This is a genomic window from Massilibacillus massiliensis, assembly GCF_900086705.1.
Classification (GTDB): domain Bacteria; phylum Bacillota; class Negativicutes; order FLKF01; family FLKF01; genus Massilibacillus; species Massilibacillus massiliensis.
Map to the genome: position 1 here is coordinate 3,839,072 of NZ_LT575483.1, position 26,390 is coordinate 3,865,461.

Annotated in this window: 27 protein-coding genes and 1 pseudogene; 21 read left to right on the plus strand and 7 right to left on the minus strand. The window is 36.1% G+C overall.

Translation table 11 applies throughout. The features are described 5' to 3' along the window. Window positions 1–8 precede the first annotated feature (8 nt). From BN6559_RS18325 to BN6559_RS18335, 3 genes and pseudogenes are all read left to right on the plus strand, one after another. Window positions 9–441: pseudogene (locus tag BN6559_RS18325) on the plus strand (EamA family transporter). A 54-nt stretch (window positions 442–495) separates the two neighbouring features. Then, the gene (locus BN6559_RS18330; protein ID WP_110956077.1) at window positions 496–1,116 is read left to right on the plus strand and encodes a DedA family protein; all 621 of its coding nucleotides are present in this window, start codon (window positions 496–498) and stop codon (window positions 1,114–1,116) included. A gap of 113 nt (window positions 1,117–1,229) precedes the next feature. Next, window positions 1,230–1,544 carry a hypothetical protein gene (locus BN6559_RS18335; RefSeq protein ID WP_110956078.1) on the plus strand — a complete coding sequence of 105 codons (315 nt, stop codon included), beginning with the start codon at window positions 1,230–1,232 and terminating at the stop codon, window positions 1,542–1,544. A gap of 185 nt (window positions 1,545–1,729) precedes the next feature. Here BN6559_RS18335 and BN6559_RS18340 read toward each other — a convergent pair whose 3' ends face one another. Then, window positions 1,730–2,698, minus strand: coding sequence for a DUF362 domain-containing protein (locus tag BN6559_RS18340; protein ID WP_110956468.1), 969 nt, complete (start codon window positions 2,696–2,698; stop codon window positions 1,730–1,732). 610 nt (window positions 2,699–3,308) lie between these two features. On the opposite strand from BN6559_RS18340, the gene BN6559_RS18350 reads away from it, so the two are divergent. From BN6559_RS18350 to BN6559_RS18390, 9 genes are all read left to right on the plus strand, one after another. Next, entirely contained in the window at window positions 3,309–3,677 is a 369-nt protein-coding gene (locus BN6559_RS18350) for a MerR family transcriptional regulator (RefSeq protein ID WP_110956080.1), read from the plus strand. Between the two features lie 208 nt (window positions 3,678–3,885). Further along, window positions 3,886–4,542 (plus strand): ABC transporter permease, encoded by a 657-nt coding sequence (locus BN6559_RS18355; RefSeq protein WP_110956081.1) that lies wholly within the window; start codon window positions 3,886–3,888, stop codon window positions 4,540–4,542. Between the two features lie 8 nt (window positions 4,543–4,550). Beyond that, window positions 4,551–5,456, plus strand: coding sequence for a glycine betaine ABC transporter substrate-binding protein (locus BN6559_RS18360; RefSeq protein ID WP_199884143.1), 906 nt, complete (start codon window positions 4,551–4,553; stop codon window positions 5,454–5,456). A 20-nt stretch (window positions 5,457–5,476) separates the two neighbouring features. Then, window positions 5,477–6,223 (plus strand): ABC transporter ATP-binding protein, encoded by a 747-nt coding sequence (locus tag BN6559_RS18365; protein WP_110956082.1) that lies wholly within the window; start codon window positions 5,477–5,479, stop codon window positions 6,221–6,223. A gap of 20 nt (window positions 6,224–6,243) precedes the next feature. Continuing rightward, the gene (locus tag BN6559_RS18370) at window positions 6,244–6,918 is read left to right on the plus strand and encodes an ABC transporter permease (RefSeq protein WP_110956083.1); all 675 of its coding nucleotides are present in this window, start codon (window positions 6,244–6,246) and stop codon (window positions 6,916–6,918) included. Window positions 6,919–7,121: 203 nt separating this feature from the next. Beyond that, on the plus strand, window positions 7,122–7,829 hold the full coding sequence (locus tag BN6559_RS18375) for an alpha/beta hydrolase (protein ID WP_110956084.1): 708 nt from the start codon (window positions 7,122–7,124) through the stop codon (window positions 7,827–7,829). Between the two features lie 496 nt (window positions 7,830–8,325). After that, window positions 8,326–9,609 carry a dicarboxylate/amino acid:cation symporter gene (locus BN6559_RS18380; protein WP_110956085.1) on the plus strand — a complete coding sequence of 428 codons (1,284 nt, stop codon included), beginning with the start codon at window positions 8,326–8,328 and terminating at the stop codon, window positions 9,607–9,609. A gap of 398 nt (window positions 9,610–10,007) precedes the next feature. Continuing rightward, window positions 10,008–10,427 (plus strand): MarR family winged helix-turn-helix transcriptional regulator, encoded by a 420-nt coding sequence (locus BN6559_RS18385; RefSeq protein WP_110956086.1) that lies wholly within the window; start codon window positions 10,008–10,010, stop codon window positions 10,425–10,427. A 114-nt stretch (window positions 10,428–10,541) separates the two neighbouring features. Next, entirely contained in the window at window positions 10,542–11,780 is a 1,239-nt protein-coding gene (locus tag BN6559_RS18390; RefSeq protein WP_110952991.1) for an IS256 family transposase, read from the plus strand. 96 nt (window positions 11,781–11,876) lie between these two features. On the opposite strand, the gene mutY is transcribed toward BN6559_RS18390, so the two are convergent. The 3 genes from mutY to BN6559_RS18405 all read right to left on the minus strand — a co-directional run bounded on the left by mutY (window position 11,877) and on the right by BN6559_RS18405 (window position 14,529). Then, window positions 11,877–12,941, minus strand: a complete 1,065-nt coding sequence (mutY, locus tag BN6559_RS18395) for an A/G-specific adenine glycosylase (protein WP_110956087.1) — start codon at window positions 12,939–12,941, stop codon at window positions 11,877–11,879. Next, the gene (locus tag BN6559_RS18400) at window positions 12,922–13,500 is read right to left on the minus strand and encodes an NUDIX hydrolase (RefSeq protein ID WP_110956088.1); all 579 of its coding nucleotides are present in this window, start codon (window positions 13,498–13,500) and stop codon (window positions 12,922–12,924) included. Before BN6559_RS18400 ends, mutY begins: the two co-directional genes overlap by 20 nt. Before the next feature lie 93 nt (window positions 13,501–13,593). Further along, window positions 13,594–14,529, minus strand: a complete 936-nt coding sequence (locus BN6559_RS18405) for a LysR family transcriptional regulator (RefSeq protein ID WP_110956089.1) — start codon at window positions 14,527–14,529, stop codon at window positions 13,594–13,596. Between the two features lie 137 nt (window positions 14,530–14,666). Here BN6559_RS18405 and ttdA point away from each other — a divergent pair, with 137 nt between their 5' ends. The 4 genes from ttdA (at window position 14,667) to BN6559_RS18425 (ending at window position 18,117) form a co-directional block, all read left to right on the plus strand. Further along, window positions 14,667–15,566 (plus strand): L(+)-tartrate dehydratase subunit alpha, encoded by a 900-nt coding sequence (gene ttdA / locus BN6559_RS18410; RefSeq protein ID WP_110956090.1) that lies wholly within the window; start codon window positions 14,667–14,669, stop codon window positions 15,564–15,566. Then, window positions 15,563–16,177, plus strand: a complete 615-nt coding sequence (gene ttdB / locus BN6559_RS18415; protein ID WP_456060916.1) for a L(+)-tartrate dehydratase subunit beta — start codon at window positions 15,563–15,565, stop codon at window positions 16,175–16,177. The genes ttdA and ttdB overlap by 4 nt, the downstream gene beginning before the upstream one ends. A gap of 167 nt (window positions 16,178–16,344) precedes the next feature. Continuing rightward, window positions 16,345–17,688 carry an anaerobic C4-dicarboxylate transporter gene (locus BN6559_RS18420; RefSeq protein ID WP_110956092.1) on the plus strand — a complete coding sequence of 448 codons (1,344 nt, stop codon included), beginning with the start codon at window positions 16,345–16,347 and terminating at the stop codon, window positions 17,686–17,688. Window positions 17,689–17,829: 141 nt separating this feature from the next. Next, entirely contained in the window at window positions 17,830–18,117 is a 288-nt protein-coding gene (locus BN6559_RS18425; protein WP_234407864.1) for an acylphosphatase, read from the plus strand. A 119-nt stretch (window positions 18,118–18,236) separates the two neighbouring features. Here the strand turns inward: BN6559_RS18425 and BN6559_RS18430 are convergent, their stop codons facing one another. Together BN6559_RS18430 and BN6559_RS18435 are read right to left on the minus strand one after the other, a co-directional pair. Beyond that, the gene (locus tag BN6559_RS18430; RefSeq protein ID WP_110956093.1) at window positions 18,237–18,509 is read right to left on the minus strand and encodes a hypothetical protein; all 273 of its coding nucleotides are present in this window, start codon (window positions 18,507–18,509) and stop codon (window positions 18,237–18,239) included. 139 nt (window positions 18,510–18,648) lie between these two features. Beyond that, complete coding sequence (locus tag BN6559_RS18435) at window positions 18,649–19,299, minus strand: ATP-binding protein (RefSeq protein ID WP_110956094.1); 651 nt, start codon at window positions 19,297–19,299, stop codon at window positions 18,649–18,651. Between the two features lie 176 nt (window positions 19,300–19,475). On the opposite strand from BN6559_RS18435, the gene BN6559_RS18440 reads away from it, so the two are divergent. The 3 genes from BN6559_RS18440 to sdaAA all read left to right on the plus strand — a co-directional run bounded on the left by BN6559_RS18440 (window position 19,476) and on the right by sdaAA (window position 22,314). Beyond that, a complete protein-coding gene (locus BN6559_RS18440) occupies window positions 19,476–20,618 on the plus strand; it encodes an iron-containing alcohol dehydrogenase (RefSeq protein WP_110956095.1) in 1,143 nt (380 codons plus the stop codon). A gap of 127 nt (window positions 20,619–20,745) precedes the next feature. After that, window positions 20,746–21,408 (plus strand): L-serine ammonia-lyase, iron-sulfur-dependent subunit beta, encoded by a 663-nt coding sequence (gene sdaAB, locus BN6559_RS18445; RefSeq protein WP_110956096.1) that lies wholly within the window; start codon window positions 20,746–20,748, stop codon window positions 21,406–21,408. Window positions 21,409–21,429: 21 nt separating this feature from the next. Next, on the plus strand, window positions 21,430–22,314 hold the full coding sequence (sdaAA, locus tag BN6559_RS18450) for an L-serine ammonia-lyase, iron-sulfur-dependent, subunit alpha (RefSeq protein ID WP_110956097.1): 885 nt from the start codon (window positions 21,430–21,432) through the stop codon (window positions 22,312–22,314). An 81-nt stretch (window positions 22,315–22,395) separates the two neighbouring features. Here sdaAA and hcp read toward each other — a convergent pair whose 3' ends face one another. Continuing rightward, window positions 22,396–23,973 carry a hydroxylamine reductase gene (gene hcp / locus BN6559_RS18455; RefSeq protein ID WP_110956098.1) on the minus strand — a complete coding sequence of 526 codons (1,578 nt, stop codon included), beginning with the start codon at window positions 23,971–23,973 and terminating at the stop codon, window positions 22,396–22,398. 95 nt (window positions 23,974–24,068) lie between these two features. Between hcp and BN6559_RS18460 the strand changes: the two genes are divergently transcribed. Both BN6559_RS18460 and BN6559_RS18465 read left to right on the plus strand, forming a co-directional pair. After that, the gene (locus BN6559_RS18460) at window positions 24,069–24,734 is read left to right on the plus strand and encodes a Crp/Fnr family transcriptional regulator (RefSeq protein ID WP_110956099.1); all 666 of its coding nucleotides are present in this window, start codon (window positions 24,069–24,071) and stop codon (window positions 24,732–24,734) included. Window positions 24,735–24,812: 78 nt separating this feature from the next. After that, window positions 24,813–26,033, plus strand: a complete 1,221-nt coding sequence (locus BN6559_RS18465; RefSeq protein ID WP_110956100.1) for a hypothetical protein — start codon at window positions 24,813–24,815, stop codon at window positions 26,031–26,033. Window positions 26,034–26,390: the final 357 nt, after the last annotated feature.

The window sequence follows — 26,390 nt, forward strand, 5'->3', positions numbered from 1 at the left end:
TGATTTATATGGAAAATCTTTGGTTAGTATTTGGGTTGCTATCTGCTATCACGGCGGCACTTGTGGCGGTATTTGGTAAAATTGGTTTGCAATCAGTCGATGCAAATGCTGCTACAGCAATTAGAGCAGTTATAATGGCGACGTTTTTGATTCTAGTCGTTGTTTTCCAGGGAACGTTGAAGGAAATTCCCGAAATCATTGCTGATAGAAAAGCTATTACGTATATAGCGCTCAGTGGCATTGCTGGCGCATTGTCGTGGTTATTTTATTTTTTAGCTCTTAAATTTGGTAATGTATCGCAGGTTGCACCTATAGATAAGTTAAGTGTTGTAATTGCCACGATTATTGCTGTGATCTTATTAGGGGAAAAAAATCAGCGTTTTAGGAGGCTTTGGCATAGCTTTGATTGCGCTTGGAGCGATACTTGTAGCGTTGGGATGATGAAATAACTGTACAGAATAAAGTGATTAAGCAATCGATTGAAAGGATAAACATATGGAACAATTTACAGAAATATTTATTAATTTTATTAACGCATGGGGTTATATAGCAGTTGCTGCTTTAATGGGACTTGAAAATGCTTGTGTTCCAATTCCAAGTGAACTCATTCTGGGGTTTGCCGGGTATCTGATATTTATAGGACAGATGGATTTTACAGGAGCACTTGTTGCTGGTATGGTTGGCGGAATGGCGGGATCAATTTTTGCTTATTCTGTGGGTCATTATGGTGGGCATTCCTTTGTTATCAGGTATGGTAAGTTTTTATTAGTGAAAAAATCTCATGTCGATGTTGCGCAACGGTGGTTTGATAAATATGGGATAAAAGCAGTATTTTTCAGTCGTATGCTGCCGATCGTACGCACCTTTATTTCTCTGCCAGCAGGTTTCGCGCATGTGGATTTAAAGAAATTTATCTTTTATACCTTTCTTGGATCGCTGCCTTGGACAATATTAATGCTAGGTGCAGGTGTGATGCTAGGTGAGAGCTGGCGATTTCTAACACAGATTGGACATGAACTCAGCATTGTGTTTCTTGGAGTAGTTGCCGTAGTTCTTCTTATTCTGTATATGCGACATAGGCGACGCCGGAAAGAACACGAGGAGGGGGATTTATAGAAAATTTATTTCTTTATTATAGATATTAATACCTAATTGCCTTAAATTGCTTTACTGCTTATCTAAAATATGGTATAAATATACCATATTTTAGATAAGCTAGGAGGATAGGTATGGATACATTGAAGCAAATTATTTTGCTCATTATTATTGTCGCAGTGGTGATGTTTATTTTTAGCTTATATGTTCGTTTGTTAGGAAAAATTTCACAAAAAGCGATTAAATCAAGAATTGCTAAAGGTAAGGTTACTGATGAGCAATTGATTAAATTCTATAATATTGCAGAGAAGAAGCGGAATAACAATAAGTGGATGGCAATTCTCTTTTTTGGGATTTTTTATAAATCTTATGCACAACTTCAGGAAGGTACATATCAGCTGTACAGAGAAGAAATGCAAAATAGAGGTCTTTTAGATAAAGCGAGCTAGTAGGTTATTTCTGTATAAATTATTTACACTGCTAAACTTAGTGTGAATGTGATCGCAATTGGGCTGTTATGAGCAAAGAAATTCATAACAGCCCAATTTTTATGAGCAAATATTATTTCAAAAATTTTTACATAAACAAAAAGGAGGTATCTGTTTTGCGAGATACTTCCTTTTGGTATAAAAATTTAAATTTGAATTAAGTCATATTTTCTTGATCCCATGCCGAGTGATTCCATGTATGCAAGCTGGTGTAATCCTTCGCGTGATTCAATACGTTCTACGAGATCATGGCGTTGATCTTTGGGTAGCTTGTAAACGAGGTCAATAGAAGCCTGATCTATTGCAAGAATATCTGTTGAGGCTAGAATTCCGATGTCATTACAAGTTGGCGGTGCACCATGCGCATCGCAATCACAGTCAACAGACATATTTTTTAGTACGTTAATATAGGTAATATGTTGGCCAAAATGATCTGTTATAGCAAAGCCAGATTCAACCATACGCTCCAGAAATTCTTTGCCAATGGGCCAACCATCACCATGAATGACATGTTTTCCTTCTTTGGAAGCGACTCCGATGCCAATGTTTTTGAGTGAGCCGCCGAATCCTCCCATAGCATGTCCTTTGAAATGTGTATAAACGAGCATAGAATCATAGTTTAACAGATGACTGCCAACAGGGACTTCTGTAATATGTTTCTCAGGATTTTCTATGAGTCCTTTGCTGATACGTTCTTTTATTACTGGAACTGATAACATGATATCTTTTTCAGCATCCATAATATCTACTGGACAGAAAGTGAATCCATTCGTATTGATAACTTTGCGGTGCGTTTCGGTCACTTGACGTGGGCTTGAATAGAGTACGTTACATTCTACAATGGTGCTATTGGGAATTGTCGCCTGCAGACCTTTAATAAGATCGATCGGTAAAAGATTTGGTCCATGTGGTTCACCTGTATGAAGTTTAATTGCTACATTTCCTGTGATCCCTTGGTTAATATGCGAGTAGATGCTAATTAAACCTTTAGCACTCATGTCGTTTGTAAAGAAAACTTTTGCATTGCCAGAATTGCCTCTATTTCCATTCAGATTATCATTCCCCATAGTTTGATTCAGCTTATCAGCTGAACAACCAGTAGTAAAGGCGGTCATACTGATGACGGCACCGCTTGCGAGTCGAATAAAGTTACGACGTGTTAAAGCGTTGTTAATCCAATCCATGAAAATTTCTCCTTTTATTTAATTTTGAGAAGTATTTATTCAACTTTAAGTTTAACACTTTGAGTTAAGTCAAGGTCAATAGGTTTTGCATAATTTTCCTAAATTAAATGTTTTATGGTAAAATATGAGGCAGTTAACTAAAGATAGTACATAATGTTTCAAAAAAGTATTGACTTAGAGTTAACTCTAAGTGATAGCCTCTATAGTGAGACATAAATTATTGCTTTTGTTTAAGGGTGATTTTATGAGAAAATTATTGGGCATGGTAACTGCATTATTGTTAATAGGGATGGTCTACTTTTTAATATGTTTCGTTTGTATTGGGGTTCATAATAGTGTATCTAGAGAAGATTATGCCCGCATGGCACAAGAAATTGTTGACCAGGGCACAAATACAGAGGTGAAACAGTGTCAAAGTCAGAATATTAAGCAGTAAGAGAAAGAAAGGATTAAATTTATGACAATATGTGCAAAAGGATAGTCTACTTTGGTGGAATAAAAATAGGTTTGTTCAATTAGTGTGCAATAGGAGGAAGGAAGAATGACAATTTCAGAAGTGAGTGAAAAATATGGTATGACGCAAGATACCTTGCGTTATTATGAACGGGTGGGGCTTATTCCGCCTGTTCCGCGTAGATCAAGTGGTATTCGAGATTATGACGAGCACAGTTGTGGTTGGGTGGAATTTGTTCGTTGTATGCGAAGCGCAGGTTTGCCTGTTGAAGTTTTGATTGAATATGTGAGGCTTTCACAAAAAGGTGATGAAACAAAAGAAGCTAGAAAACAACTTTTAATAGAGGAACGGCGACGCCTTGATGAACGTATTTTAGAAATGAAAGCAATAAGAGAAAGACTGGATTTTAAAATTGCACGCTATGAGAATCTTAATGAAGTTACGGAAAGATTATAAAATGAAAGTTGATCCTTTTATAAAGAAAAACGAGTAGCTGCGTGAATAAGAAAGTTGCTTTAAAAATAGAGTACTAAAATAATAAAAGTAGTAGATTAAAAATTCGTCTGGAGAGTGTTTTCCGGGCGAATTTTTGTTATACAGTTTTGCTTAAATGAATATAGATAAATGCAGAAGGAGTTTATCCAAGAGGTATAAGGAGTTTATTTTGAATGAAAATGTATGGACAGAGATTATAAATTATTTTGGAAGTAATACCATTTCATATCTGGTATTAGTCAAGGGGCATATAAGTATCAGCTTTCTGGCACTGATGATTGCGAGTATCGTTGGAGTTTTTTGTGGGTATATTTGCGATAAATATCGAAAGTGCGAAAAAATAATGATTCCTATCTTTCAAGTACTGCGAATTATACCGAGTTTGGCTATTCTTGTAATGCTATTGCCTGTTTTGGGCGTAGGTTTTAAATCTGCAATGTGTGCGTTGGTATTACTGGCAGTACCACCAATTCTCATGAATACCGTTGCTGGATTACGAGAAGTTCCTGATTTCATACTGGAAACGGCTTACGGAATGGGCATGACAAAGTGGCAGGTATTGTTCAAAGTTCGTTTTCCTTTGGCCATGCCGCTCCTTTTAACAGGAATTAAGACGGCGATGGTTGAGATTATAGCAAGTGCTACACTGGCATCGAAAATTGGAGCCGGTGGGTTGGGAGATATTATCTTTACTGGGTTAGGTCTATTTAAAATAGAGCTGCTTTTGATCGGGGGAGTTTCTGTTGCGGTGTTATCGATTGCAGCAGGCACAGTACTGGATATGATCGATAAATTATGGGGCAAGTATAAGTATGCAGGGAGGTAGGGAGTGCATTGAAATCAAAACTATTGTTGTTTGCAGTAGGATTGGCTGTACTACTTTTGTCTATAACGGCATGTGGAATGAATCATAGTGCAAACGAAGCGCGTGAGATAAATACAATCCGTATAGGTTCGAAAGATTTCACGGAAAATTTGGTAGTAGGAGAATTGTATGCTTTGGCATTGGAGAATGCTGGATATAAAGTTAAACGAGTTCAAAATATTGCAGGTTCGATCATTCACACCTCGTTAATTCATAATGAAATAGATCTATACCCGGAATATACAGGAACAGGGTTGTTATCTGTACTGAAATTAAATTTAAAGACAGATCCGGAAGTAGTTTATCAGACGGTCAAAGAAGAATATCAAAAGCAGTTTAATCTCATATGGTTACAATATGCAAAAGCAAATGACGGGCAAGGTTTGGTGATTCGGACAGAGGTTGCTAGAAAGTTTGGCATTGTGACGATCTCGGATTTACAGAAGTATGCGAAAGAAATTAGGTTTGCCTCACAGGGGGAGTTTGACCAAAGGGAAGATGGAATGCCTGCGCTGGAAAAAGTATATGGTACGTTTCAATGGAAGTCTTCGAAAATATATGACAATGGACTAAAGTATCAGGTTCTTGAAAATGCGGAAGCCGATGTTGGACCTGCATATACGACAGAAGGACAATTGGTCAATAGTGATAAATTCCAGTTATTGGAGGATGATAAGCATGTATGGCCGCCATATAATTTAGCTCCAGTGGTTCGTGATAATGTAATTAAAGAGCATCCTGATATTGCAGAGATTTTAAATAAGGTAAACAGTCGATTGGACACAAAGACGGTTACTGCACTAAATGCAAAGGTGGATGTTGATAAGAAAGAATTTGAAAAGGTAGCAAGAGAGTTTTATGATTCGATAAAATAGATAACTGAAAAGAGGATCATATGATTGAAACGGCAATAGAATTTAAAAGTGTAGTTAAAAAATTTAATAATGCTGGTTATAATGCGGTAGATCATGTAAGTTTATCGATACAAGAAGGTGAATTTGTTACGATTTTAGGGTCATCCGGATGTGGAAAGACGACACTTTTGAAGATGATTAACCGCTTATATGAACCAAATGAAGGAGAAATTCAGCTATATGGTGAAGATGTTGCGACTGTAAATGTGATTGATCTTAGACGGCATATCGGGTATGTGATACAGCAAGTCGGCTTATTTCCCCATATGACAATCGCCGAGAATATTGCCACTGTACCAAAACTTCTCAAATGGGATAAAGAGAAAATAGAGAATAGAGTTAGAGAGCTGTTATCACTTGTGGAACTAAAACCGGATATATTTATGCAGCGATATCCAGTGCAGTTATCAGGAGGACAGCAGCAAAGGGTCGGACTTGCTAGAGCGATGGCTGCAGATCCTAAAATTATGTTGTTAGATGAACCTTTTGGTGCGGTCGATGCAATTACCCGTATAAATCTACAAAATGAACTTTTACGTATTCATGAGAAATTACATAATACATTTGTGCTGGTTACGCATGATATTCATGAGGCATTTGCATTGGGGGATCGTACGGTGATTATGCACGAAGGAAAAATACGTCAGATTGACACACCTGAAAATATTAAGCGAGATCCAGCGGATGATTTTGTATCATCACTTATTGATTCGTCAAAAAGACGGTAATGTTTTGTGAGGTGATGCTAGTGTTGGTGTATTTGTTAAATTATCCGGATAAATTAGGAATGGCTATATTGGAACACTTAGAAATCGTTATAATTACAACGATGATTTCGTTGCCTTTAGCTGCTTTTCTTACAGTAGTTGCTTTACATTCAAAGTTTGTAGAAAAAATATTTATACATTTATTTTCGGTTATCTATTCCATACCAAGTCTGGCTTTTTTTGCGATATTGATACCGCTGACGGGGTTAGGAAAGATAACAGCGATTATCGTTATGGTTATGTACAGCCAGTATATATTATTGCGTAATTTTGTTTCAGGATTGCATGAAGTAGATCCCTCTGTAATTGAAGCTGCAAGAGGAATGGGAATGACAGATCGTCAGATTTTGCTTAAGATACAGGTTCCCCTAGCACGAAATGCTTTATTTACAGGAATACGTTTATCGATTATTTCAACAATAGGTATAGCGACGATTGCTGCATTTATAAATGCGGGCGGGTTAGGAAATATTTTATTTGATGGTCTTCGGAGTTTTAATATTAATAAAATTATGTGGGGAAGTATATTATCAGCAGCGTTAGCGATTGGGATGAATTTGTTTCTGAGCAAAGTTGAAAAATTATGTTGCCGAAAAATGATTTGGCATAAAGTTTGTAAGAAAAATGGGGAACCTGTTCTCGGAGCCGATAAATAAAAGAATCAAACAATAATTTGAATTTCGTATAGAGAATATTTCCATTTTATCTTTGTATTATGATAAAATTAAAAGTTGTCAATCGTAGTTTGATTTATTGTTTTATGCACGATACAGCAGAAAGGAGGAAAATAATTTATGATAAGTGATAAATATTTAGGCTGTTTACGGAGGGTTTTTCCTTTGTAACAGATGGAGGAAATATGATAAAACAAAGTTTGCTTATTGGAGATATACCTGCACTTCTTTGGGGTGAAAAAAGTGAAAAAGTAATGATCGCCGTACATGGAAATATGTCAAGTAAGTCAGATATCCCAATTGTTATTCTCGCTGAAGAGGCTGTTGCATTAGGCTATCAGGTGCTTAGTTTCGATTTGCCGCAGCATGGTGATAGAAAAAATGAAGCTACACCGTGCAAAGTTCAAAATTGTGTGCTAGAGCTATATAATATAGGAAAGTTTGCTGCGCAGTATGCAAAGGAAATCCATTTGTTTGCTTGTAGCATGGGAGCGTACTTTAGTCTGCTTGCGTATAAAGATTTTTCTGTACAGCAAAGTTTATTTTTGTCACCAGTAGTTGATATGTATCGTATCCTTCGTGATATGATGAAATGGTTACAAATAAGTGAGGAGAAATTAAGAGCTGAACAAGAAATTCCTACACCTATGGGACAAACTTTATACTGGGATTACTATTGTTATGTTAAAACAAATCCAATTGTTAACTGGGAGAGCCCTACGACAATTCTTTACGGAAGTGAAGATAAGCTTTGTAATTTTGATGAGATATCTTCTTTTGTAAATAGATTTCACTGTTCATTAGAAGTAATGGAAAATGGTGAGCATTATTTTTATACACCGAAACAATTAGGGGTTTTTCGACAATGGTTGAAAAAATATCTAGTAAATTAATAGAATTATATTTTGTAACTTATTGCTGGTGATGATATTAAGATGATGTAAAATTTAAATTGATCATTTTCTATCGCAAAATTTTACGGGAGAAATGAATGAACAGTCTATGATTGATAGGCTGTTTTTTTCTGCTCATTAACAGAAAATAAAATGCAAAATCAAAAATTTCTATTGAAAAGATAAGTTTTATTATGAGATTTCCTACAGATGTGAAGTTAATTTAGCCATAACTTTTAATAACGTTATCATAATTATAAAATATATATAATCTACTAGTAATTTTATTTTGTTTATTGTATAATGACAAATAGGCATTATTATCATGACTGTAAGTTATTAATAAAGAATATTCTGATTCTTTAATGCCGTGTGAGTACAGCCAAGTTATGACTGTCTAAAAACTTGCAAAAGCCATGATTTTTAGTCTGCTGCACCAATAAGGCTGTTTTTCTCAAATTTATAGTTATTTATTTGAAATTAGGGAGGAACAACTATGAAAAAACCACTTTATAAAATTCTTTATGTTCAAGTGTTGTTTGCGATTGCGATTGGTATTTTGCTCGGTCATTTTTATCCCTCAATCGCAGTCGCGATGAAACCCTTTGGGGATGGGTTTATTAAGTTAATAAAAATGATTATTGCGCCAATTATATTTTGTACTGTTGTTTTAGGTATTGCCGGAATGGATGACATGAAAAAAGTCGGTCGTGTTGGCGGAAAAACGATGTTATACTTTGAAATTGTTTCTACGGTAGCTTTATTTATTGGATTGGTAGTTGTAAATGTAGTCAAACCCGGTGCCGGAATGAATGTAGATGCTAGCACTCTGGATTCTGCATCTATTTCTGCATATGCAACTAAAGCGCAATCGCAATCTACAGTTGATTTCATGATGAATATCATTCCCAACAGCGTAGTAGATGCTTTTGCAAAAGGCGATATTCTGCAAGTCTTACTATTTTCAGTTATTTTTGGTTGTGCATTATCATATCTTGGGGAACGAGCAAAACCAACCGTTGCGATGATTGAAAATATTTCTTTAGCTTTATTCCGTGTGGTTTCTATTATTATGAAAGTTGCTCCGATTGGTGCATTTGGTGCAATTGCTTTTACGATTGGAAAATACGGTTTAGCATCTCTTTTACCTTTGGCAAAACTTATGGGTAGTTTTTATCTAACGTGTTTCTTATTTATTTTCCTTGTTCTTGGTGGGATTGCCCGATTTACAGGCTTTAGCATTGTTAAATTTATTAATTATATTAAAGAGGAGCTTCTCATTGTACTTGGAACATCTTCGTCTGAAACCGTTTTGCCTCGCATGATGCATAAATTAGAAAAATTGGGTTGTTCAAAATCAGTGGTCGGTTTAGTTATTCCAACTGGATATTCTTTTAACTTAGATGGAACATCAATTTATTTGACGATGGCTGCTGTCTTTGTGGCGCAAGCGACGAATACAGATCTGACTTTGGTTGAACAACTTACAATGCTGGCTGTTTTAATGGTAACATCGAAAGGTGCAGCTGCAGTAACTGGTGGTGGATTTATCACATTAGCAGCAACTTTATCGGTTATTCCGACCGTTCCGGTTGCTGGCCTTGCGCTAATTTTGGGGATTGATCGTTTTATGTCGGAAGCAAGAGCGCTTACGAATTTGATTGGGAATGGTGTTGCCGCTGTCGTAATTTCTAGAACAGAGAAAGAACTTGATACAGAGCAGCTTCATAGGGCGCTAGATAGTGATGAACCTCTAGAGATTAATGAAGATTTGGCTTAAGTTTAATACTAAAGTGTTAGAATGTCGTAGAGGTTTTTTCATTAAATAAAGTGCTCTTTGCAACTGCAGGAGACAAACCACAGGTCGTTTCGCTAGATATAGTGATGAACCTGTGGTTTTTTAGTGTGAAAGAAGTTTTAATAAATTTGTTATAATTTTAATGAAGTTTCATTTGCAAAGACAATTAAAAAGATATACTATATAACTTGATTAAATAATACTTTGGCTATATAAATGCCCTAAAGGCTGTTTATTGATAGAGAGATTCATGGAAGATATGTTGGTTGGTGCAAGAAGTTAGAGTTCCGTATATTATATTAGGACAGACAGTGAATAAAGTGTACCTCATCTATAGCAGAGATATATTTAGAGAAATATAATAAGAAAGGAGATCGGTTATGAGAAGAAAAGCGTTAGAAGAATCTTATATTCCTTTTCAATGTATGATAATTCGTAACATGAACCGATTTAATATAGAAGGAGTAACAACGGCGCAATATACTATATTGGAAATCTTGGATAAGCAAGGAATGAAAACGACGAAAGAGCTAACTGAAATTCGTGGTATTTCTCAGGCTGGAATGTCCAAGTTAACGAAAAGACTTTTGGATAAAAAGTATATTTTTCAGCAAAGAAGAGAAAATGATCGTCGAATTTATGATATTACAATTACGCAAAGTGGTAAGGAGTTTCTGAAAAATGCTGAGCAATTTAGAAACAAAACAATGGATGTAATTGAACATGCATTATCCGAGGATGAACTGAGCTGTTTTATTAAACTATGTAAGAAAATTACAGGCACTCATAAAAATGAATAAGTAAGTTTTGATCGAGAAATTGGGAGTGTAAAATAATCTGTGTAAGTATAAAACTTGCACAGATTATTTTAATATTGGATAATAAAAAATATTAAACACGAAAAGGACGAAAAAATGGCTAGAAAAAACTCTGAACAAGAACAGCTTGCCCAAGAAATTATTGCAAAATATCAACCAAAATCTGTCGAAGATATGCAAAATGCCTTAAAAGATATTTTCGGACCGATGTTCCAAGCAATGCTAAAAGGTGAATTAGATCACCATCTTGGTTATTCAAGTAATGATCGTGGTGAAAAAGAATCCTCAAATCGTCGTAATGGGTATTCACAAAAAACTCTTAAAAGTTCTTTGGGTTCTATTCCAATTGATGTTCCGCGTGATCGTCAAGCGACTTTTAAGCCACAAATTATACCCAAACATAAAACCAATGTATCTGACATTGAGCAAAAAGTTTTAGCGATGTATGCGCGTGGACTCAGTCAACGAGATATAGCCGCAACGATTGAAGATATCTATGGTTTTGAAATATCTCATGAACAAATTTCAATCATCACAGATAAAATATTAGAAGAGCTCGATCAATGGCAAAAACGTCCCTTAAATCCATTCTATCCATTTGTTTTTGTCGACTGCATGTACGTGACAATTCGAAAAGATTATGAAGTTAAGAGTTGCGCAGTTTATACGATTCTTGGGTACAACATGGATGGTCATAAAGATATCTTAGGATTATGGATCAATGAAAATGAAAGTAAGCATACCTGGATGCAAATCTTCGATGAGCTCAAGGCTAGAGGAATACAAGATATCGGATTCATCTGTATGGATGGATTGAGCGGATTAGAAGATGGAGCTAAAGCAATATTTAAAGACGTAAATGTACAGAGATGTATCGTGCATTTAATAAGAAATTCTATAAAATATGTTCCAAGTAAGGACTATAAGGGATTTACAGCCCAGTTAAAGAAAGTATATGGAGCTTCAAGTTTAAAAGCGGCAATTGCGGAATTTGAGCGATTTAAAGTGGCGTGGGCAAACTATCCTGGAGCCGTTAGCGTATGGGAACGGAATTTCTCACATATAGAGCAGCTTTTTAATTACGGTAGTGCAGTGCGAAAGATTATGTACACAACAAATGCCATAGAAAGCGTGAATTCAAGTTTCCGAAAAGTGACAAAAAAAGGAGCGTTTCCAAATGAAAACGCCATACTGAAAGTATTGTATTTACGAGTTACAGAACTTTATAAAAAATGGCATGATCGCCCAGTTCTCAATTGGTCTATGGTTCGAAACCAACTTTCAATTGATACTAGGATTCAGCCGATTTTTCAAAAATATGAACAACACTTTTAATCTTGTTACACAAAATTCTTGACACTCCCGAGAAATTTGCATAAAAATAAATCTCTAGTATTTTTACTAGAGATTTATTTTGTTATGGAGGTAAGTTTATTTTTGGATGTAACTTTTAAAGGCTGTTGGTACAGCAAAATTTTCTGCAAGCTGCTCTAGACTGATCCATTGCCATTTTTCCTGCGTTGGTAATACATTCAAGTTAATAATATAACCAATCATATGCCATTCAATATGTGTGAAAATATGTTTTGCAGGAGGGAGCGATTGTATGGTTTTAACTCGCAACTGCAATTTTTCGGCGTATTCTCTTATCTCTTTGATGGAAAGATGACTTTCTGCATGTGGCAGTTCCCACATATTAGCGAGTAATCCTTGTGCAGGTCTCTGCTGAAAAGCTATTTTGTCTTGATATTGCAGGCGAAGCATTGTATAGGTTTCAAGACGGCGTGCTTTTTTAGGTGTTTTTATAGGAATCTCAGCCGTGCAGCCTTGGGCATAGCTCAAGCAAAGTTGTTTTAAAGGACATAACGGGCATTTTGCTGCGCCTTTAGGCAAGCAGACCATGGCACCAAGTTCCATCAGTGCTTGGTTAAAATCACCGGATGTATGCGCAGGCATAATTTTTAGTAAATAACCTTCGATCATTCTTTTTGTTTTTTCTTTCATAATATCTTCTCGGCTAAGCAATAGACGTGTTATGACACGGAGTACATTGCCATCAACCGCTGGAACTGGAATTTTATAGGCAATAGAGGCAATGGCACCTGCCGTATAGCGTCCGATACCTGGTAATTCTAGAAGCGCGTCATAAGAATTAGGAAGTTTCCCTCCATGTTCATGAAGAATTTGCTTTGCGGCTTTTTGTAGATTGCGTGCCCGATTATAGTAACCTAGCCCTTCCCAAAGCTTGAGCAGATCTCCTTCGGGGACTTCGGCTAAATCTTGTATTTCGGGCAATGCAGCAATAAAGCGGTCAAAATATGGTTTTACTGCTTCGACACGTGTTTGTTGCAGCATGATTTCTGAAATCCATACATAATAAGGCTGTGGATTTTCACGCCAGGGAAGAATTCTAGCTTGACTATGGTACCAAATCAGCAGGGGGGTAACTATTTCAGAAAGAAATTTATGTGGAGTTTTATTTGTGTTTTTTTGCATAAATAATTTCAGCCTTTTTTATTAATTTTTGATAGATTGGTAACATATGTTTCTCAGTTACATAGGTATTGATGTCTTTGAGTGAAATCCAGCTTGCCCCACTATTTTCGCTAGGTTCATGCTGCAAAGGCTCTTGATCATCGGCGACAAGCAAATATGCGCATGAAAGATGTAAATGCGTATTAATGAATTTTTCTCGTTTTATATGGCTAAAGACAGGCAAAATGTCAAGGGAGGCAATCTCTGATAAAAGTGGTTTGATGTAGGTGATTCCAGTTTCTTCTTGAGCCTCTTTTAATGCCACTTGAAGTAAATCTTCTGTTCCATCGGCATGTCCGCCCGTCCAACCCCAAGATTGATAAATATTATGATGAATCATGAGTGTTTTATCATAAGTTGTATTTAAGATAAAACCAGAAGCGGTTAGATGTGCAATTGGATGATCTCGCAATAAAATTGTGTCTGGAAAGTTTTGTATCATCATACAAATAGCAGCTTTATCAGTGGTCTCTTGTTCATTTATTGGTTGGTATAATTCAATTTGTTCGATGAAATTCAAATAGAAAACTCCTTTTGTGATAATCATAGCTTTTATTTTACCATAGATCCAACGAATAGAATCCGATGATTATGAATAGAGCGGTTTAATTCATTATTTTATCGTATAATGTTGTTTTGCTATATTTTTCATAATCTGGATAACTGCGTTTGCGGCTTTACTAATATATTTATCTTTTCTATAAGCGATAATGACCTGGCGATCGGGAAGATAGTTCCGCAAGGAGAAATAGCAAGGTGGATTTTCTAATGTATTATATTTGGCTAATAAGTCGGGCACGAGCGTAGCTCCGACGCCCACAGAAGCCAAAGTTTGCGCAGCTACCATGCTCTGGGACTCTAGAATAATCGGAGGTGAAATCTTAACTTGTTCACAAAAGTTAAAAAAAGATTTACGCATTTTTTGACCTGATTTTATGATAATAAATGGCTCATTTGCAAGTTTTGAAAAATCTACAATCGGGTATTGGGAGTGGGCGGTATATGATAGGTTTTCTTTGGTGCTGATGGGATGATTAGACGAGATTGCCAATAAAATCTCTTCTTGAAAAATTTGCTCATAATTTAATTCCGGATAAAAGAGGGGAGAGAGTACGATTGAAAAATCTGTAACTCCATTTAATGAATATTCTTCCAACTGCTTTGTTGTGCCTTCTTCTAGACTGATTTCAATGCCTGGATACTTTTGTTTTACGACAGGTATAACTTTATCTAAAAAATAGGAACTTCGATAATGAGAACTGCCGATTGTTACGTGTCCTTTTTTTAATAAATCAATATCATCGATTTGTTGTTGACGAGATTGATTGATCTGCTGGATTTTTTGTTCAGCATCCATATAGATTTTTCCTGCGTAAGTAAGTGTTACCGGTTTAGTGGTACGATCAAATAATTCTGCCCCAATTTCTTTTTCAATCCGTTTGACAAATTGACTTAAAGATGGTTGAGCGATATATAGTTTTTGTGCGGCTAAAGAAAAATTCCCCGTTTCAATAATTTTAGTAAGATATGTGAATTCGCGGTTTCCCATGCGTATGCCCTCCTGTGCTATAACTTTTAACCTATCAAAATCATAAATCGTAAAGTATTGGAGATATCATATTTTGTATTATATACTTTGTTTAGTGGTTGTACAACACGAGTTAAATGAATCATGGAGGGAATTTTATGGAAAAGTTAAGGCAATATCAAGAACTAACCGATTTATTAGCAAAGTTTACAGCGTATACAGGTAAACATTTACCGGATGATATTTTAAATAGATTAAAAGAGCTCCGTAAGGATGAAAATAGTGATTTAGCAAAAGTTGTGTATGATTCAATGTTTGAAGATTTAGAATTGGCGGAAAAGTTAGATAGACCTTGCTGTCAGGATACTGGAGTTATTCAATTTTTTGTGGAAGTTGGAACCAAGTTTCCTCTGATTGATGAGCTTAAAGATGCTTTACGAGAAGCAGTTGAAAAGGCAACAAAACTTGCGCCACTGCGCCCAAATGCTGTAGAAGTTTTTGATGAAAAGAATACAGGCAATAATGTCGGAACCAGAATACCTTGGATTGACTGGGAAATAATCCCTAACCGTGATGATATAAAAGTGTATGCGTACATGGCTGGTGGCGGTTGCAGTTTACCAGGAACTGCAAAAGTACTCATGCCATTAGAAGGGTATGAAGGAGCAATTAAATTTGTTTTTGATCAAATTACTTCGTATGGAATTAACGCATGTCCACCTCTTCTAGTCGGAATTGGAATTGCCGGGTCTGTTGAAGTTGCGGCTAAATTATCTAAAAAAGCATTGCTTAGACCTGCTGGATCTAAAAATAGTAATGCTCGTGGTGCTATGCTGGAAGAGATGATTGAGAAAGGGCTAAATGAGATTAAATTAGGACCCGGCGGACTTTCTGGTGAAAATTCCGTAATGGGTGTAAATATAGAACAGGCCGCACGTCATCCAGCAACGATTGCTGTTGCACTTTCTACAGGCTGCTGGGCGCATCGTCGTTCGTCAATCAGAATTCATGCAGATCTATCTTATGAAATGTTGTCTCACAAGGGGGTTCAATTATGAAAAAAGTATTAACGACACCAATCCAAGCTAAGGATTTAGAAGATTTAGTAATTGGTGATATCGTATATTTAAATGGGTACTTGATTACAAGCCGTGACGACGTGCATCAAAGACTTATTAAGCAGAAACGTGAGTTGCCAGTGGATTTAAAGGGAAAAGCTATTTTTCATGCGGGCCCTATTATGAGAGAAATCGAAGGTAAATCTGGTAAGTACGAAGTTATTTCAATCGGGCCAACGACAAGTATGCGAATGGATAAATATGAGCGTGAATTCATCGCGGAAACAGGTTTAAGATTGATTGTAGGTAAAGGCGGCATGGGCGCTAATACGGTAGCAGGCTGTAAAGAAAGTAAAGCTGTCCATACAGTATTTCCAGGAGGCTGTGCAGTGCTTGCGGCACAATGTGTAGAAGAAGTAGAAGCGGTAGAATGGCTGGATCTCGGAATGCCGGAAGCAATGTGGGTTATGCGTGTGAAGGAATTTGGGCCGTTAATTGTATCTATCGACACACACGGCAATAATTTATTCGAACAAAATAAGCAAACATTTAATAAGCGTAAAGATGTAGTCGTAAATGAAATATGTAAACACGTTGACTTTCTTGATTGATTTTAGATAAATAGATTTTTGGGACAGGCGATAATGAGTGATAAGCAAGGTATGAAAGTACGTATCGCCTGTTCGCTATAGTTAATTAAAATGTTGTTTTTGTAATTTTCTGTATATTCTAATTTATTCGTATTTAAAGTATGTCATAAAGCAATAGGAGGTTTACTATGGAAATTATATTAGGATTTTTAACTTTGTTAGCTTGTTTAGTAATTGGGGTTCGTCATGGGGGCTTGGGTTTAGCAGTTGTAAGCGGCATAGGCCTAATTATCTTTACTTTTATTTTTGGTTATAAGCCTGGAAAAGCACCAATTGATGTAATGTTAACGATTATGGCAGTTGTTACTTGTGCCGGTTTTTTGCAGGCTTCGGAAGGGTTAACTGTAATGCTAAAATATGCAGAGAAATTTTTACGCAGTAACCCCAAATATGTTACAATTCTTGCACCGTTGACCACATGGGTTCTAACAATTTTGTGTGGTACTGGACATGTGGTATATACGATGTTTCCGATTATCTATGATATTGCAATAAGACAGGGAATTCGTCCGGAACGTCCGATGGCTGTGGCGTCTGTGGCGTCGCAGATGGGGGTTTGTGCTTCTCCAGCATCGGTTGCGATTGTTTCAATGGTAGCCTTCATGGCGAATGCTGGTGGAAATTATGGCATTATTCAGTTGCTTTCGGTTGCAATTCCAGCTACCTTTATAGGGGTTATCGCTGCTGCAATATGGAGTGTTCGGCGTGGTAAGGATCTGGCAAACGATCCAGAATTTCAAGCAAGGATTGCTGATCCTGAGCAAAAAGCATATATTTATGGTGATACAGAAAGTTTAATGCATAAAAGTTTACCCAAAACAGCATATATTGCTACGGGAATTTTTTTAGCAGGTATTGCGGCTATTGCCATTTTTGGTAGTTTTCCTAATCTGGTTCCAAAGTTTGCAGCTGCTGCTGGGAAACCTCCGGCTGCGTTGTCCATGACTGTTATGATTCAAATGTTAATGCTGCTTATTGCAGGCATTATAATGCTGGTATGTAAGGTAAAAGCGAAGGATGTTAACAATGGTTCGGTATTTAAAGCAGGCATGGTCGCAATCGTATCTGTATATGGTGTTGCTTGGATGTCAGAAACATTTTTTAATAATCATATCGTAATGCTAAAAGGATTTTTGGGAGAAACCGTAACTACTTATCCTTGGGCGTATGCTATTGTTATCTGGTTGACATCTAAACTTGTGAATTCACAAGCAGCTGCAGTTTCAATTATTGTTCCAATGGCGTTAAGTGTTGGCGTTCAGCCAATTATTATCGTATCTTTTATTTCGGCTTGCTATGGATATTTTGTTATTCCTACCTATCCTTCTGATTTAGCTTGTATTGGATTCGATCGATCGGGTACAACGAGGATTGGGAAATTTGTTATCAATCATAGTTTCTTAATTCCGGGATTAATTGGAGTATTTGTCGGGTGCTGTAGTGGATATATTATTGCACATATGATTTTATAAGGCACAGAGACAGAGAGTTGGAATGTTTTCAGTTCCAACTCTCTATTTTTATATTGAAATATCGTTGTATTGCAAATTCAACAAAATGGCTCTATTATAAAGATAAATTTGCAATCAATTAAAATAGAAAGGGGCATATAAATGGAAAGCGATACTATAGTAAGAATTTTTGCTGTTGCATCAGGTCATGTACAAGGTGTTGGCTTTCGTTATTTTGTGCAAACAAATGCATTAAAATATTCGCTGGCAGGTTGGGTGAAAAATATGGAGGATGGAACTGTAACAATGGAAATCCAAGGACCTGAAGTAAATGTAAATCAACTATTATCTATGATTAAAGAAGGAAATATGTTTTGTAGAGTGGATCATTTAGAGGTTAGAGATATAGATATTTATGAGGAAAATGACGGTTTTAAGATCATACGATAGTTGAAGCTCATTCGATTGAGAAAAAGAAGGCCCCGCAGTTTAAAGATACTCCAACTGCGGGGGCTTCTTTTAGAAATAAAATTGAAAATGTTCGTAGGTTATCTACATTATTTTCTATATTAACGAAGATATTGTGCGATGACTTGGCGGATATCTTGTTCTATTTTTTTATTATTTTCTTCTATAAGGTCTGTTATCAGTGGTTTTACAATTTTATCTAAATAGATATTTGTGAATTCGCTGAGTCTGGCAGTAATATCATTGGAACTTGCGTTATCTGGTTTTAGTAAGTTGTAATATTTGGTGATTTCTTCATTGTAGATTTTAAAATATTTTGTTTGTTCCAGATTGTTGATAAGGATATCCAATTCTTCTTTGCTTAAACCTAACATTTATAAAACCTCCCATGGTTAGTATATTATAATAATAGAATAAAAATTCCAGTAGAAGTGTTATGATATTCTGGGTGGTTTTTAGAGTGTTTATATTATTTTGTTATATAAGGAAATAAAAATAGCAGCTAGCTTTTGACTAGTTGCTATTTTTATTCAATATCGTACCATCGGTATCAATTGTGACTATTTTACATGGTAGATTTTTATTGCTATTTTCAATTGCTTTTTTGACAGCAAATTCAATGCCGCCGCAGCAAGGAACAATCATTCGTGTGACAGTGATACTACGAATTACATTCTGCTTGAAAATTTCTGTTAATTTTTCAGTGTAATCTACCATATCTAATTTAGGACAACCAATTAAAATAGTTTTGCCTTTTATAAAATCGTTATGGAAATTTGCATAGGCATAAGCTGTACAATCTGCTGCGATGAGTAAGTCGGACTGATCAAAAAATTTGGCATTCGGCTGAACGAGCTTAATTTGTACTGGCCATTGTTTAAGCTCAGATTGTACACTCGATTGGAGGTGTATTTGTGGAGTGGTCTTATTTTTCATGTTTTCTTTCACGGCAATTTCATCATAGGGGAGGGCTTCTCGTTCTTCAAATTGAATTGCATTTGTCGGGCATACAGGTAAGCAATCGCCTAGACCATCGCAATAATCATCTCGAATCAATACGGCTTTACCATTGATCATTGCAATGGCACTTTCATGACAAGCTTTTGCACAAAGTCCGCAACCGTTACATTTTTCTGTATCAATTTTAATAATTTTTCTTAGCATATAGATCTCCTTTTCGTTTGTTTTAACGGAACTTTACTATGATTAAAGTATACTATAGACGTTTTGTAATAGCTGTTGCAATTGCAACCAGTGGAATTTATTTTCATCTGCAAGGAGTTCATGCTTTATTTGTAGAAATAAAGGAATTGTGTTGAATAGATCAAAGGGGTGTTTTTATGATTGAGTATAATTTTTACAATCCAACGAGACTTGTTTTTGGTGAAAATAAAATTAAAAAACTTGGTGCATTCATTGCCGAACGTGGCTATCAGAAAATATTAATGATTGCTGGTGGTGGTTCAATCAAGCAAAATGGCGTTTATGATATGGTGATAAATTCCTTGCAAGAGCATAACGTTATTTGGGTTGAATGTTGGGGTGTACAAGCCAATCCTTGTCTGACTAAGGTTCGAGAAGCCATTGAAATAGCAAAAAAAGAAAAGGTAGAAGCGATTCTTGCCGTTGGTGGCGGCAGTGTGATAGATACGAGTAAAGTGACCGCTGCAGGTGTGTTTGCTCATGATATTTGGAAGGTTTTTGAACGTGAAGAAAAAATAAGCAAGGCATTGCCTATTTTTACGGTACTTACATTATCAGCAACTGCTTCAGAAATGAATTGTAGTGCGGTCATCACAAATGAGCAAGAAGGCAAGAAATATGGTACTGGACATCCGTGTCTTTATCCAACCGTATCGATCATCGATCCTTCAGTACAAAATAGTTTACCATGGAATCAGACTGTAAATGGAGCCTTAGACGCAATGGCACATATCATGGAATATTACTTTATGGGAACATTGGAAGAAACCGTTCTTGGTATTGATGAAGCTTTATTAAAAAGTATTATAAAGGCAATGAGTAAATTGAAACTGAAACAAGATGATAGTATTGCACGCGCAAATTTAGCCTGGGCTATTACTATGGGATTGAATGGAATGAGTGGCGCGGGTTTAAAAGGCGGTGATTGGGCTTGTCATGATATGTCACATAGCATTAGTTCACTGTATCCTTCAATTGCACATGGTGCGGCATTAGGTGTTCTTTTTCCTGCTTGGATGGAATATGTGTGTGAAACGAATGAACACCAATTTAACCGTTTTGCACGCGCAATTTTCGATTGCATTGATATTGAGGAAGGTGTCATTAAATTTAGAAATTTAGTCCGCAGCTGGCAAGGTGCTACTAAGCTTCAGCAATTGGGTGTCAAAGAAGAGGATATTCCGAAACTTGCTAAAATGATCGCAGCGCGTGGGACAATTGGCAGGTTGCAAACATTAACGGAGGAAGATGTAAAAAATATTCTTCGCCTTGCATTTTAAGTTATAACAAAAAAAGCTCTTCATTTCTGTGGAGAGCTTTTTATTATATATAAGTAGATAAAATAAATTTGATTAAAAAACAAAATGAGGTTAACATAAGGATATTAGAAGAAAAAGGAGCGTTTTTATGCGTGGTGTTTTTGATATTATTGGACCAATTATGATTGGGCCTTCGAGTTCTCATACGGCAGGAGCTGTTAGACTTGGCTTAATGACACGGAAAATTTTGGGCGAAGAACCGACGCAAGCCACCATTGAATTTCATGGCTCTTTTGCACAAACGTATAAAGGACATGGTACAGATAAGGCTATTGTAGCTGGAATTATGGGATTTGCGACAGATGATGAGAGAATTAAAGAGTCTTTAAATATTGCGCTTCATAAAGGGTTGAAATATGAGATTCATACGATTGATTTAGGTGATGCACATCCAAACACTGCCGTCATTTATTTGTATGGGCAGTCAGGTCATATGACACGAGTTGTTGGAGCATCAATCGGTGGGGGAAATATACGAATTACCAATATTGACGGATATGATGTTGAATTAACTGGGCAATATCATACATTAATTAGTATTCATCATGATCGCCCTGGGATGATTACAATGGTGACGAGTATATTAGCCAAATATAAAATTAATATTGCATTTATGCGAGTTTTTCGTAAGTCTAGAGGTGCGGAAGCGTTAATGATGATTGAAGTTGACGATCAAATTTCGGAAGAGGTGCTGGAAGAAATAAAAGAGGTGCCTGGAGTAGCAAAATCTTTCCATATTCCACCTATTTAATAAAGGACGACGGAGGCATATATGATAAAGTTTAAAAATATTCAAGAGTTAATTACACTTGCAAATGAGAAAAATATTGGGATCTACGACGTTGTTATACAATATGAAGCACAAACGGCGCAGGTTTCGACTGAAAAGATATTGGAGCGTATGAAACAAAATTGGAAAGTTATGCGCGAATCTGTAGAAAGTGGCATTCAGAATCAGGATAAATCTGCGAGCGGACTAGTAGGCGGCGATGCAAAGAAAATGTATGCATATGCAACCGATTCTGCTAAACCTTATGCAGGTGTTACACCGCTTAAAGTTGCTTCTTATGCATTGGCCGTTGGTGAAGTCAATGCGGTTATGGGGAAAATTGTTGCGTGTCCTACGGCGGGATCTTGTGGAATCTTGCCAGCAGCAGTATTAGCTGGTGCAGAGCAGAAAAATTGTAGTGAAGATAAAATTATAGATGCGTTATTTACAGCTGCAGGCATTGGTATGGTCATTGCACAAAATGCTTCAATTGCTGGTGCTGAAGGTGGATGTCAGGCAGAATGCGGCTCAGCGGCCGCGATGGCAACTGCTGCATTAGTAGAACTCGCAGAGGGGACACCTGAACAAGTTGGACAGGCGGTTGCTCTGGCATTAAAAAATCTTTTAGGGCTTGTCTGTGATCCTGTAGCCGGTTTAGTAGAAGTACCCTGTGTAAAACGTAATGGCTTTGCGTCCGTACATGCTATGGTTGCAGCGGATATGGCATTAGCAGGCATAGAAAGCGTAATTCCAGTGGATGAGGTGATTGAAGCGATGTATAAGATTGGCTTGGCATTACCGAAATCTTTGCGTGAAACATCCGAAGCAGGATTGGCTGATACGCCGACGGCCAGAATTATTGAAAAAAAGTTATATGAAAAGAAATAATAAAAATAAAAATCAACATTACTCAAAAAGGTAATGTTGATTTTTTTAGCGTTTAGTGAAGTATCATTCGCTTATTTTTTGTTAGCCAAGAATTTTTTTCAAATCTTCTTCTGGTGTTGAAATTGGCGTAAGATTGAATTTTTCAACGAGTACTTTTAAAATATTTGGAGAAACAAATGCAGGCAAGGATGGACCGATGTAGATGTTTTTAATGCCTAAGGAAAGTAAAGTAAGCAAGATGCAAACGGCTTTTTGTTCATACCAGGATAATACTAGAGTTAATGGTAGATCATTTACTTCACATTCAAATGCATTGGCTAAAGCCACTGCGACTTGAATTGCACTATAGGCATCGTTGCATTGTCCCATATCCATGATACGAGGTAAACCACCAATCGTTCCAAGATCTAAATCGTTGAAGCGGTATTTGCCGCAGGCTAAAGTCAAAATAACGCTGTCTTGCGGAGCTTGTTTTACAAAATCTGTATAATAATTACGACCTACTTTAGCGCCATCGCACCCGCCAACTAAGAAGAAATGTTTAATTGCACCGGCTTTTACCGCATCAATTACTTTGTCGGCAACAGATAAAACTGTGTTTTTTGCGAAGCCGGTCATGACTGTTTTACCACCATTGATACCAGTCATAACTTTATCTTCTGTATAACCACCAAGCGTAAGCGCTTTTTGAATAAGGGGAGTAAAATCTTTTTTATGCTCGTTTGTTGCAATATGTACTATTCCAGGATATGAGACAACTTCTGTTGTAAACACGCGATCAGAATAGCTGTCTTTTACTGGCATCAAACAATTTGTAGTATATAAAATAGGTGCAGGAATATGATCAAATTCATTTTGTTGATTTTGCCATGCTGTGCCGAAATTCCCTTTTAGATGTGGATAAGCTTTTAATTTTGGATATGCATGTGCTGGCAGCATTTCACTATGTGTATAAATATTGATGCCTGTACCTTCGGTTTGCTTTAGTAGTTGTTCTAAATCATATAAATCATGACCAGTAACAACGATGAAAGGGCCTTTTTCAATCGTTAGACTAACAGTCGTTGGTTCAGGATTTCCATAAGTTTCAGTATTTGCTTTATCAAGCATTGCCATGCAGCTTAAATTGACTTCACCGGTTTCCATAACAATTGCCAATAATTCATCAGCAGATAAATCTTCACGAATTGCGCGGAGCGCTTTATAAAAGAAGTGATTGACTTTTTCGTCTTGATAGCCAAGTATCATTGCATGATAAGCGTAAGCGGCAGTTCCTCTTATGCCAAATAAAATAAGCGATTTTAAGGAACGAATATCTTCATGTTCTTGCCATAGTGTACTTACGTCATACCGTGTATTAGATGAACAGTTGGAAGAAAATTTTGCAGTTTCTTGTTCAGTTTTTTCAATTTGTTCTTTTATAGATGAATTGTTAAAATTAACGTTTGTTATTGTAGTAAATAGACCTTCAAGAACAATTTTATTTGTATTGTCTGTTGGAGCATTTGTTTCAACGATTTTTGCTAAATGGATCAGGCTGCTTGTTAAATCATCTTGTAAATTTGCCGTATCTGCTTTTTTTCCGCAAGCACCAGCACCACCCTGACAACCAGTACCACTGATTGTTTGTTCACATTGAAAGCAAAACATATTAGACATTTTTATACCTCCATAAATTTGTATTGATTTTCTAATTTGAGTATAATATGATTAATCGAAAATGGCTGTTGCATTTGCAACGGAGGTGTGACATTATGAAAAAAAATGTAGAATTTTTAAGAAAAGTACGCTTATTTCGTGATATGGACAATGAAAAAATTGAGGTAATGATGAACTGTCTTGGTGCTGTTGAACGCAGATATAAAAAAGACACGATGATATTTATGGCGGGAGATCCTATTTCTGAGGTTGGGATTATTCTAAAAGGAACCGTTCAAGTGATAAAAGAAGATATGTTAGGAAATAGAAGTATTGTTGCGCACTTGACAGAAGGAGAACTTTTTGCTGAGACATTAGCATGTGCTGGAGTTTTAAATAGTCCGGTGACTACTGTTGCAATGACAAATTGTGAAATTCTATTTATTGGATTTCGGCGCATTATTACAAGTTGTACTTCCAGTTGTGAATTTCACTCTAAATTAATTGAAAATATGTTAAATATAATTGCACAAAAAAATATCGTATTAAATTACAAATTGAATTTGCTTTCCCAACGAACGATTGGGGAAAAATTGAGAACTTATTTTTTGAGTGAAATGGAAAAAACGGGAAGTGATAAATTTATGATTCCATTTTCCCGCAATGAATTGGCAGATTTTCTTTGTGTTGATCGTAGTGCATTATCTAGAGAATTAAGCAAATTAAGAGATCAAGGGAAAATAAAATTTAATAAAAATGAATTTGAAATTATGAAGTTGTAATAGAAGCATGGAATTTTGTTTTTTAGTATGATATATAATTTAGGCAGATTGAAAATAGATATAATTCGGAGCGTATTTATGAAAGCATTTTTTAAAAATATTTTTAGCAAGATGAATGTGAAACATATAATTTTAAGTAGTATCTTTTATTTAATAGCGATGTTGTTTTCTAAATTTGTATTTTCTTTTATTTTAAATGCAGGAGTTCAAATTGCTGTTTTTTTGCCGCCGGTCTTAGGCATTCTTTGGGGGCCAATAGCAGCGACGGGTATTGCTATAAGTAGTTTTGTTGGGAATCTTGTATTGGGCGATGATTTGTATATTGCAATTACTAGCGCAATTGCGAACTTTTTTTATGCATTTATTCCTTATAAATTATGGCATACGATAAAAGTACGTCCTGAAGATCGTTATTTGATAAGTGACATAAAGAGTCTTTTTAAGTTCGTTTATATTGTATTTCTTAGTGTATTTACAGTTAGTTCATTTTTCGCTATGATCACAGGGTCTAGTGGCGTGGGAGTAAATAGTAGAGATTTCTTATTATGTTTTCTTTACAATTTTGATATAGCTGTCATATTAGGAAGCTTAATTTTTCTAATAGCGTCACAAGCTAATGTAAAGATATATATACCTGAAGGCGATAAGAAAAAACTTGGTTCTGCTGGTTATTACGATATATTGCTATACTGTGTTATCTGTATTGGAAATGGGTATATAGCTTTTTCAGAAACAAGTAATCCTAATATAGCATTTAGTTTATGGATGATCATGTTTGTACTGCTGACATTATTTACGCAAAAACCAATTGTAATTCGTCAGAGCTCAGTAAAATTAAATAGTACTTTAGTCAAGTTCCCGATAAAAACAAAGGTGGTATACAGATTTTTAATCTTTTCCTTTATAATGTTCGTGTATGTAGGTGGAGTGATATATGGTGCATTTATAAATCATTTGATTGCGGACACTGCTTTGGCTTGGCATTATTTCATTGTAAGCATGATTGTGACAGTTCATCTTTTCTCTTTTTCTGCTTTTGCAATTTTATGGCAATTAGAGAAACATATATCTAAGCCGCTGAATATATTAACGTCTGCGGTTGAAGAGGTTTCAGCTGATGTGCAGCAAGAGCTAGAGCGTGAGCAGTTGCAAAAAAAATTAGAATTTCATACAGGTGATGAATTTGAATTATTATCAGATTCTCTTAAAGTACTGCTACAGTCTGTAAGAGAGGAGAAGGATAAGTTAATGCGAGAGCAGATACTTCACAACGAAAACAAACAAGACGGCGCGAGATGAATCAATCTTAAGGTAGTACAAATGCTAAGACCGCAAAACCGACTTAAACTCCCTACGGTCAGACATAAGTCGGTTTTACTCCGTATAGACTCTGATTCATCTCATTGCCTTCGTTGGATTGTTTTCTTATGTAAAGCTGCTCTCTATACTATAATTAGAAACAACTATACAATAGAAGAACGAAAACAAGGAGCGCGTTTCAGTGGGCTGAAACATTGCCGTGCGAAGAGTTGATTAGTTTTTTATGAAAAAGTTTAAAAAAACTTTTAAAAAAGTGTTGACATAATCGAATAAAACGTGTAACATAATACAAGTCGCTGATGAACAAAGCGCGGCGATAAAAAAGATGTTGACAAC

Excerpts from the sequence above, each read along its gene's own strand:
- BN6559_RS18330 (WP_110956077.1), top strand. The coding sequence starts at position 496 with ATGGAACAATTTACAGAAATATTTATTAATTTTATTAACGCATGGGGT.
- BN6559_RS18335 (WP_110956078.1), top strand. The coding sequence starts at position 1,230 with ATGGATACATTGAAGCAAATTATTTTGCTCATTATTATTGTCGCAGTG.
- BN6559_RS18340 (WP_110956468.1), bottom strand. The coding sequence starts at position 2,698 with ATGACCGCCTTTACTACTGGTTGTTCAGCTGATAAGCTGAATCAAACT.
- BN6559_RS18350 (WP_110956080.1), top strand. The coding sequence starts at position 3,309 with ATGACAATTTCAGAAGTGAGTGAAAAATATGGTATGACGCAAGATACC.
- BN6559_RS18365 (WP_110956082.1), top strand. The coding sequence starts at position 5,477 with ATGATTGAAACGGCAATAGAATTTAAAAGTGTAGTTAAAAAATTTAAT.
- BN6559_RS18375 (WP_110956084.1), top strand. The coding sequence starts at position 7,122 with ATGATAAAACAAAGTTTGCTTATTGGAGATATACCTGCACTTCTTTGG.
- BN6559_RS18380 (WP_110956085.1), top strand. The coding sequence starts at position 8,326 with ATGAAAAAACCACTTTATAAAATTCTTTATGTTCAAGTGTTGTTTGCG.
- BN6559_RS18385 (WP_110956086.1), top strand. The coding sequence starts at position 10,008 with ATGAGAAGAAAAGCGTTAGAAGAATCTTATATTCCTTTTCAATGTATG.
- BN6559_RS18390 (WP_110952991.1), top strand. The coding sequence starts at position 10,542 with ATGGCTAGAAAAAACTCTGAACAAGAACAGCTTGCCCAAGAAATTATT.
- mutY (WP_110956087.1), bottom strand. The coding sequence starts at position 12,941 with ATGCAAAAAAACACAAATAAAACTCCACATAAATTTCTTTCTGAAATA.
- BN6559_RS18405 (WP_110956089.1), bottom strand. The coding sequence starts at position 14,529 with ATGGGAAACCGCGAATTCACATATCTTACTAAAATTATTGAAACGGGG.
- ttdA (WP_110956090.1), top strand. The coding sequence starts at position 14,667 with ATGGAAAAGTTAAGGCAATATCAAGAACTAACCGATTTATTAGCAAAG.
- ttdB (WP_456060916.1), top strand. The coding sequence starts at position 15,563 with ATGAAAAAAGTATTAACGACACCAATCCAAGCTAAGGATTTAGAAGAT.
- BN6559_RS18420 (WP_110956092.1), top strand. The coding sequence starts at position 16,345 with ATGGAAATTATATTAGGATTTTTAACTTTGTTAGCTTGTTTAGTAATT.
- BN6559_RS18425 (WP_234407864.1), top strand. The coding sequence starts at position 17,830 with ATGGAAAGCGATACTATAGTAAGAATTTTTGCTGTTGCATCAGGTCAT.
- BN6559_RS18430 (WP_110956093.1), bottom strand. The coding sequence starts at position 18,509 with ATGTTAGGTTTAAGCAAAGAAGAATTGGATATCCTTATCAACAATCTG.
- BN6559_RS18435 (WP_110956094.1), bottom strand. The coding sequence starts at position 19,299 with ATGCTAAGAAAAATTATTAAAATTGATACAGAAAAATGTAACGGTTGC.
- BN6559_RS18440 (WP_110956095.1), top strand. The coding sequence starts at position 19,476 with ATGATTGAGTATAATTTTTACAATCCAACGAGACTTGTTTTTGGTGAA.
- sdaAB (WP_110956096.1), top strand. The coding sequence starts at position 20,746 with ATGCGTGGTGTTTTTGATATTATTGGACCAATTATGATTGGGCCTTCG.
- sdaAA (WP_110956097.1), top strand. The coding sequence starts at position 21,430 with ATGATAAAGTTTAAAAATATTCAAGAGTTAATTACACTTGCAAATGAG.
- hcp (WP_110956098.1), bottom strand. The coding sequence starts at position 23,973 with ATGTCTAATATGTTTTGCTTTCAATGTGAACAAACAATCAGTGGTACT.
- BN6559_RS18460 (WP_110956099.1), top strand. The coding sequence starts at position 24,069 with ATGAAAAAAAATGTAGAATTTTTAAGAAAAGTACGCTTATTTCGTGAT.
- BN6559_RS18465 (WP_110956100.1), top strand. The coding sequence starts at position 24,813 with ATGAAAGCATTTTTTAAAAATATTTTTAGCAAGATGAATGTGAAACAT.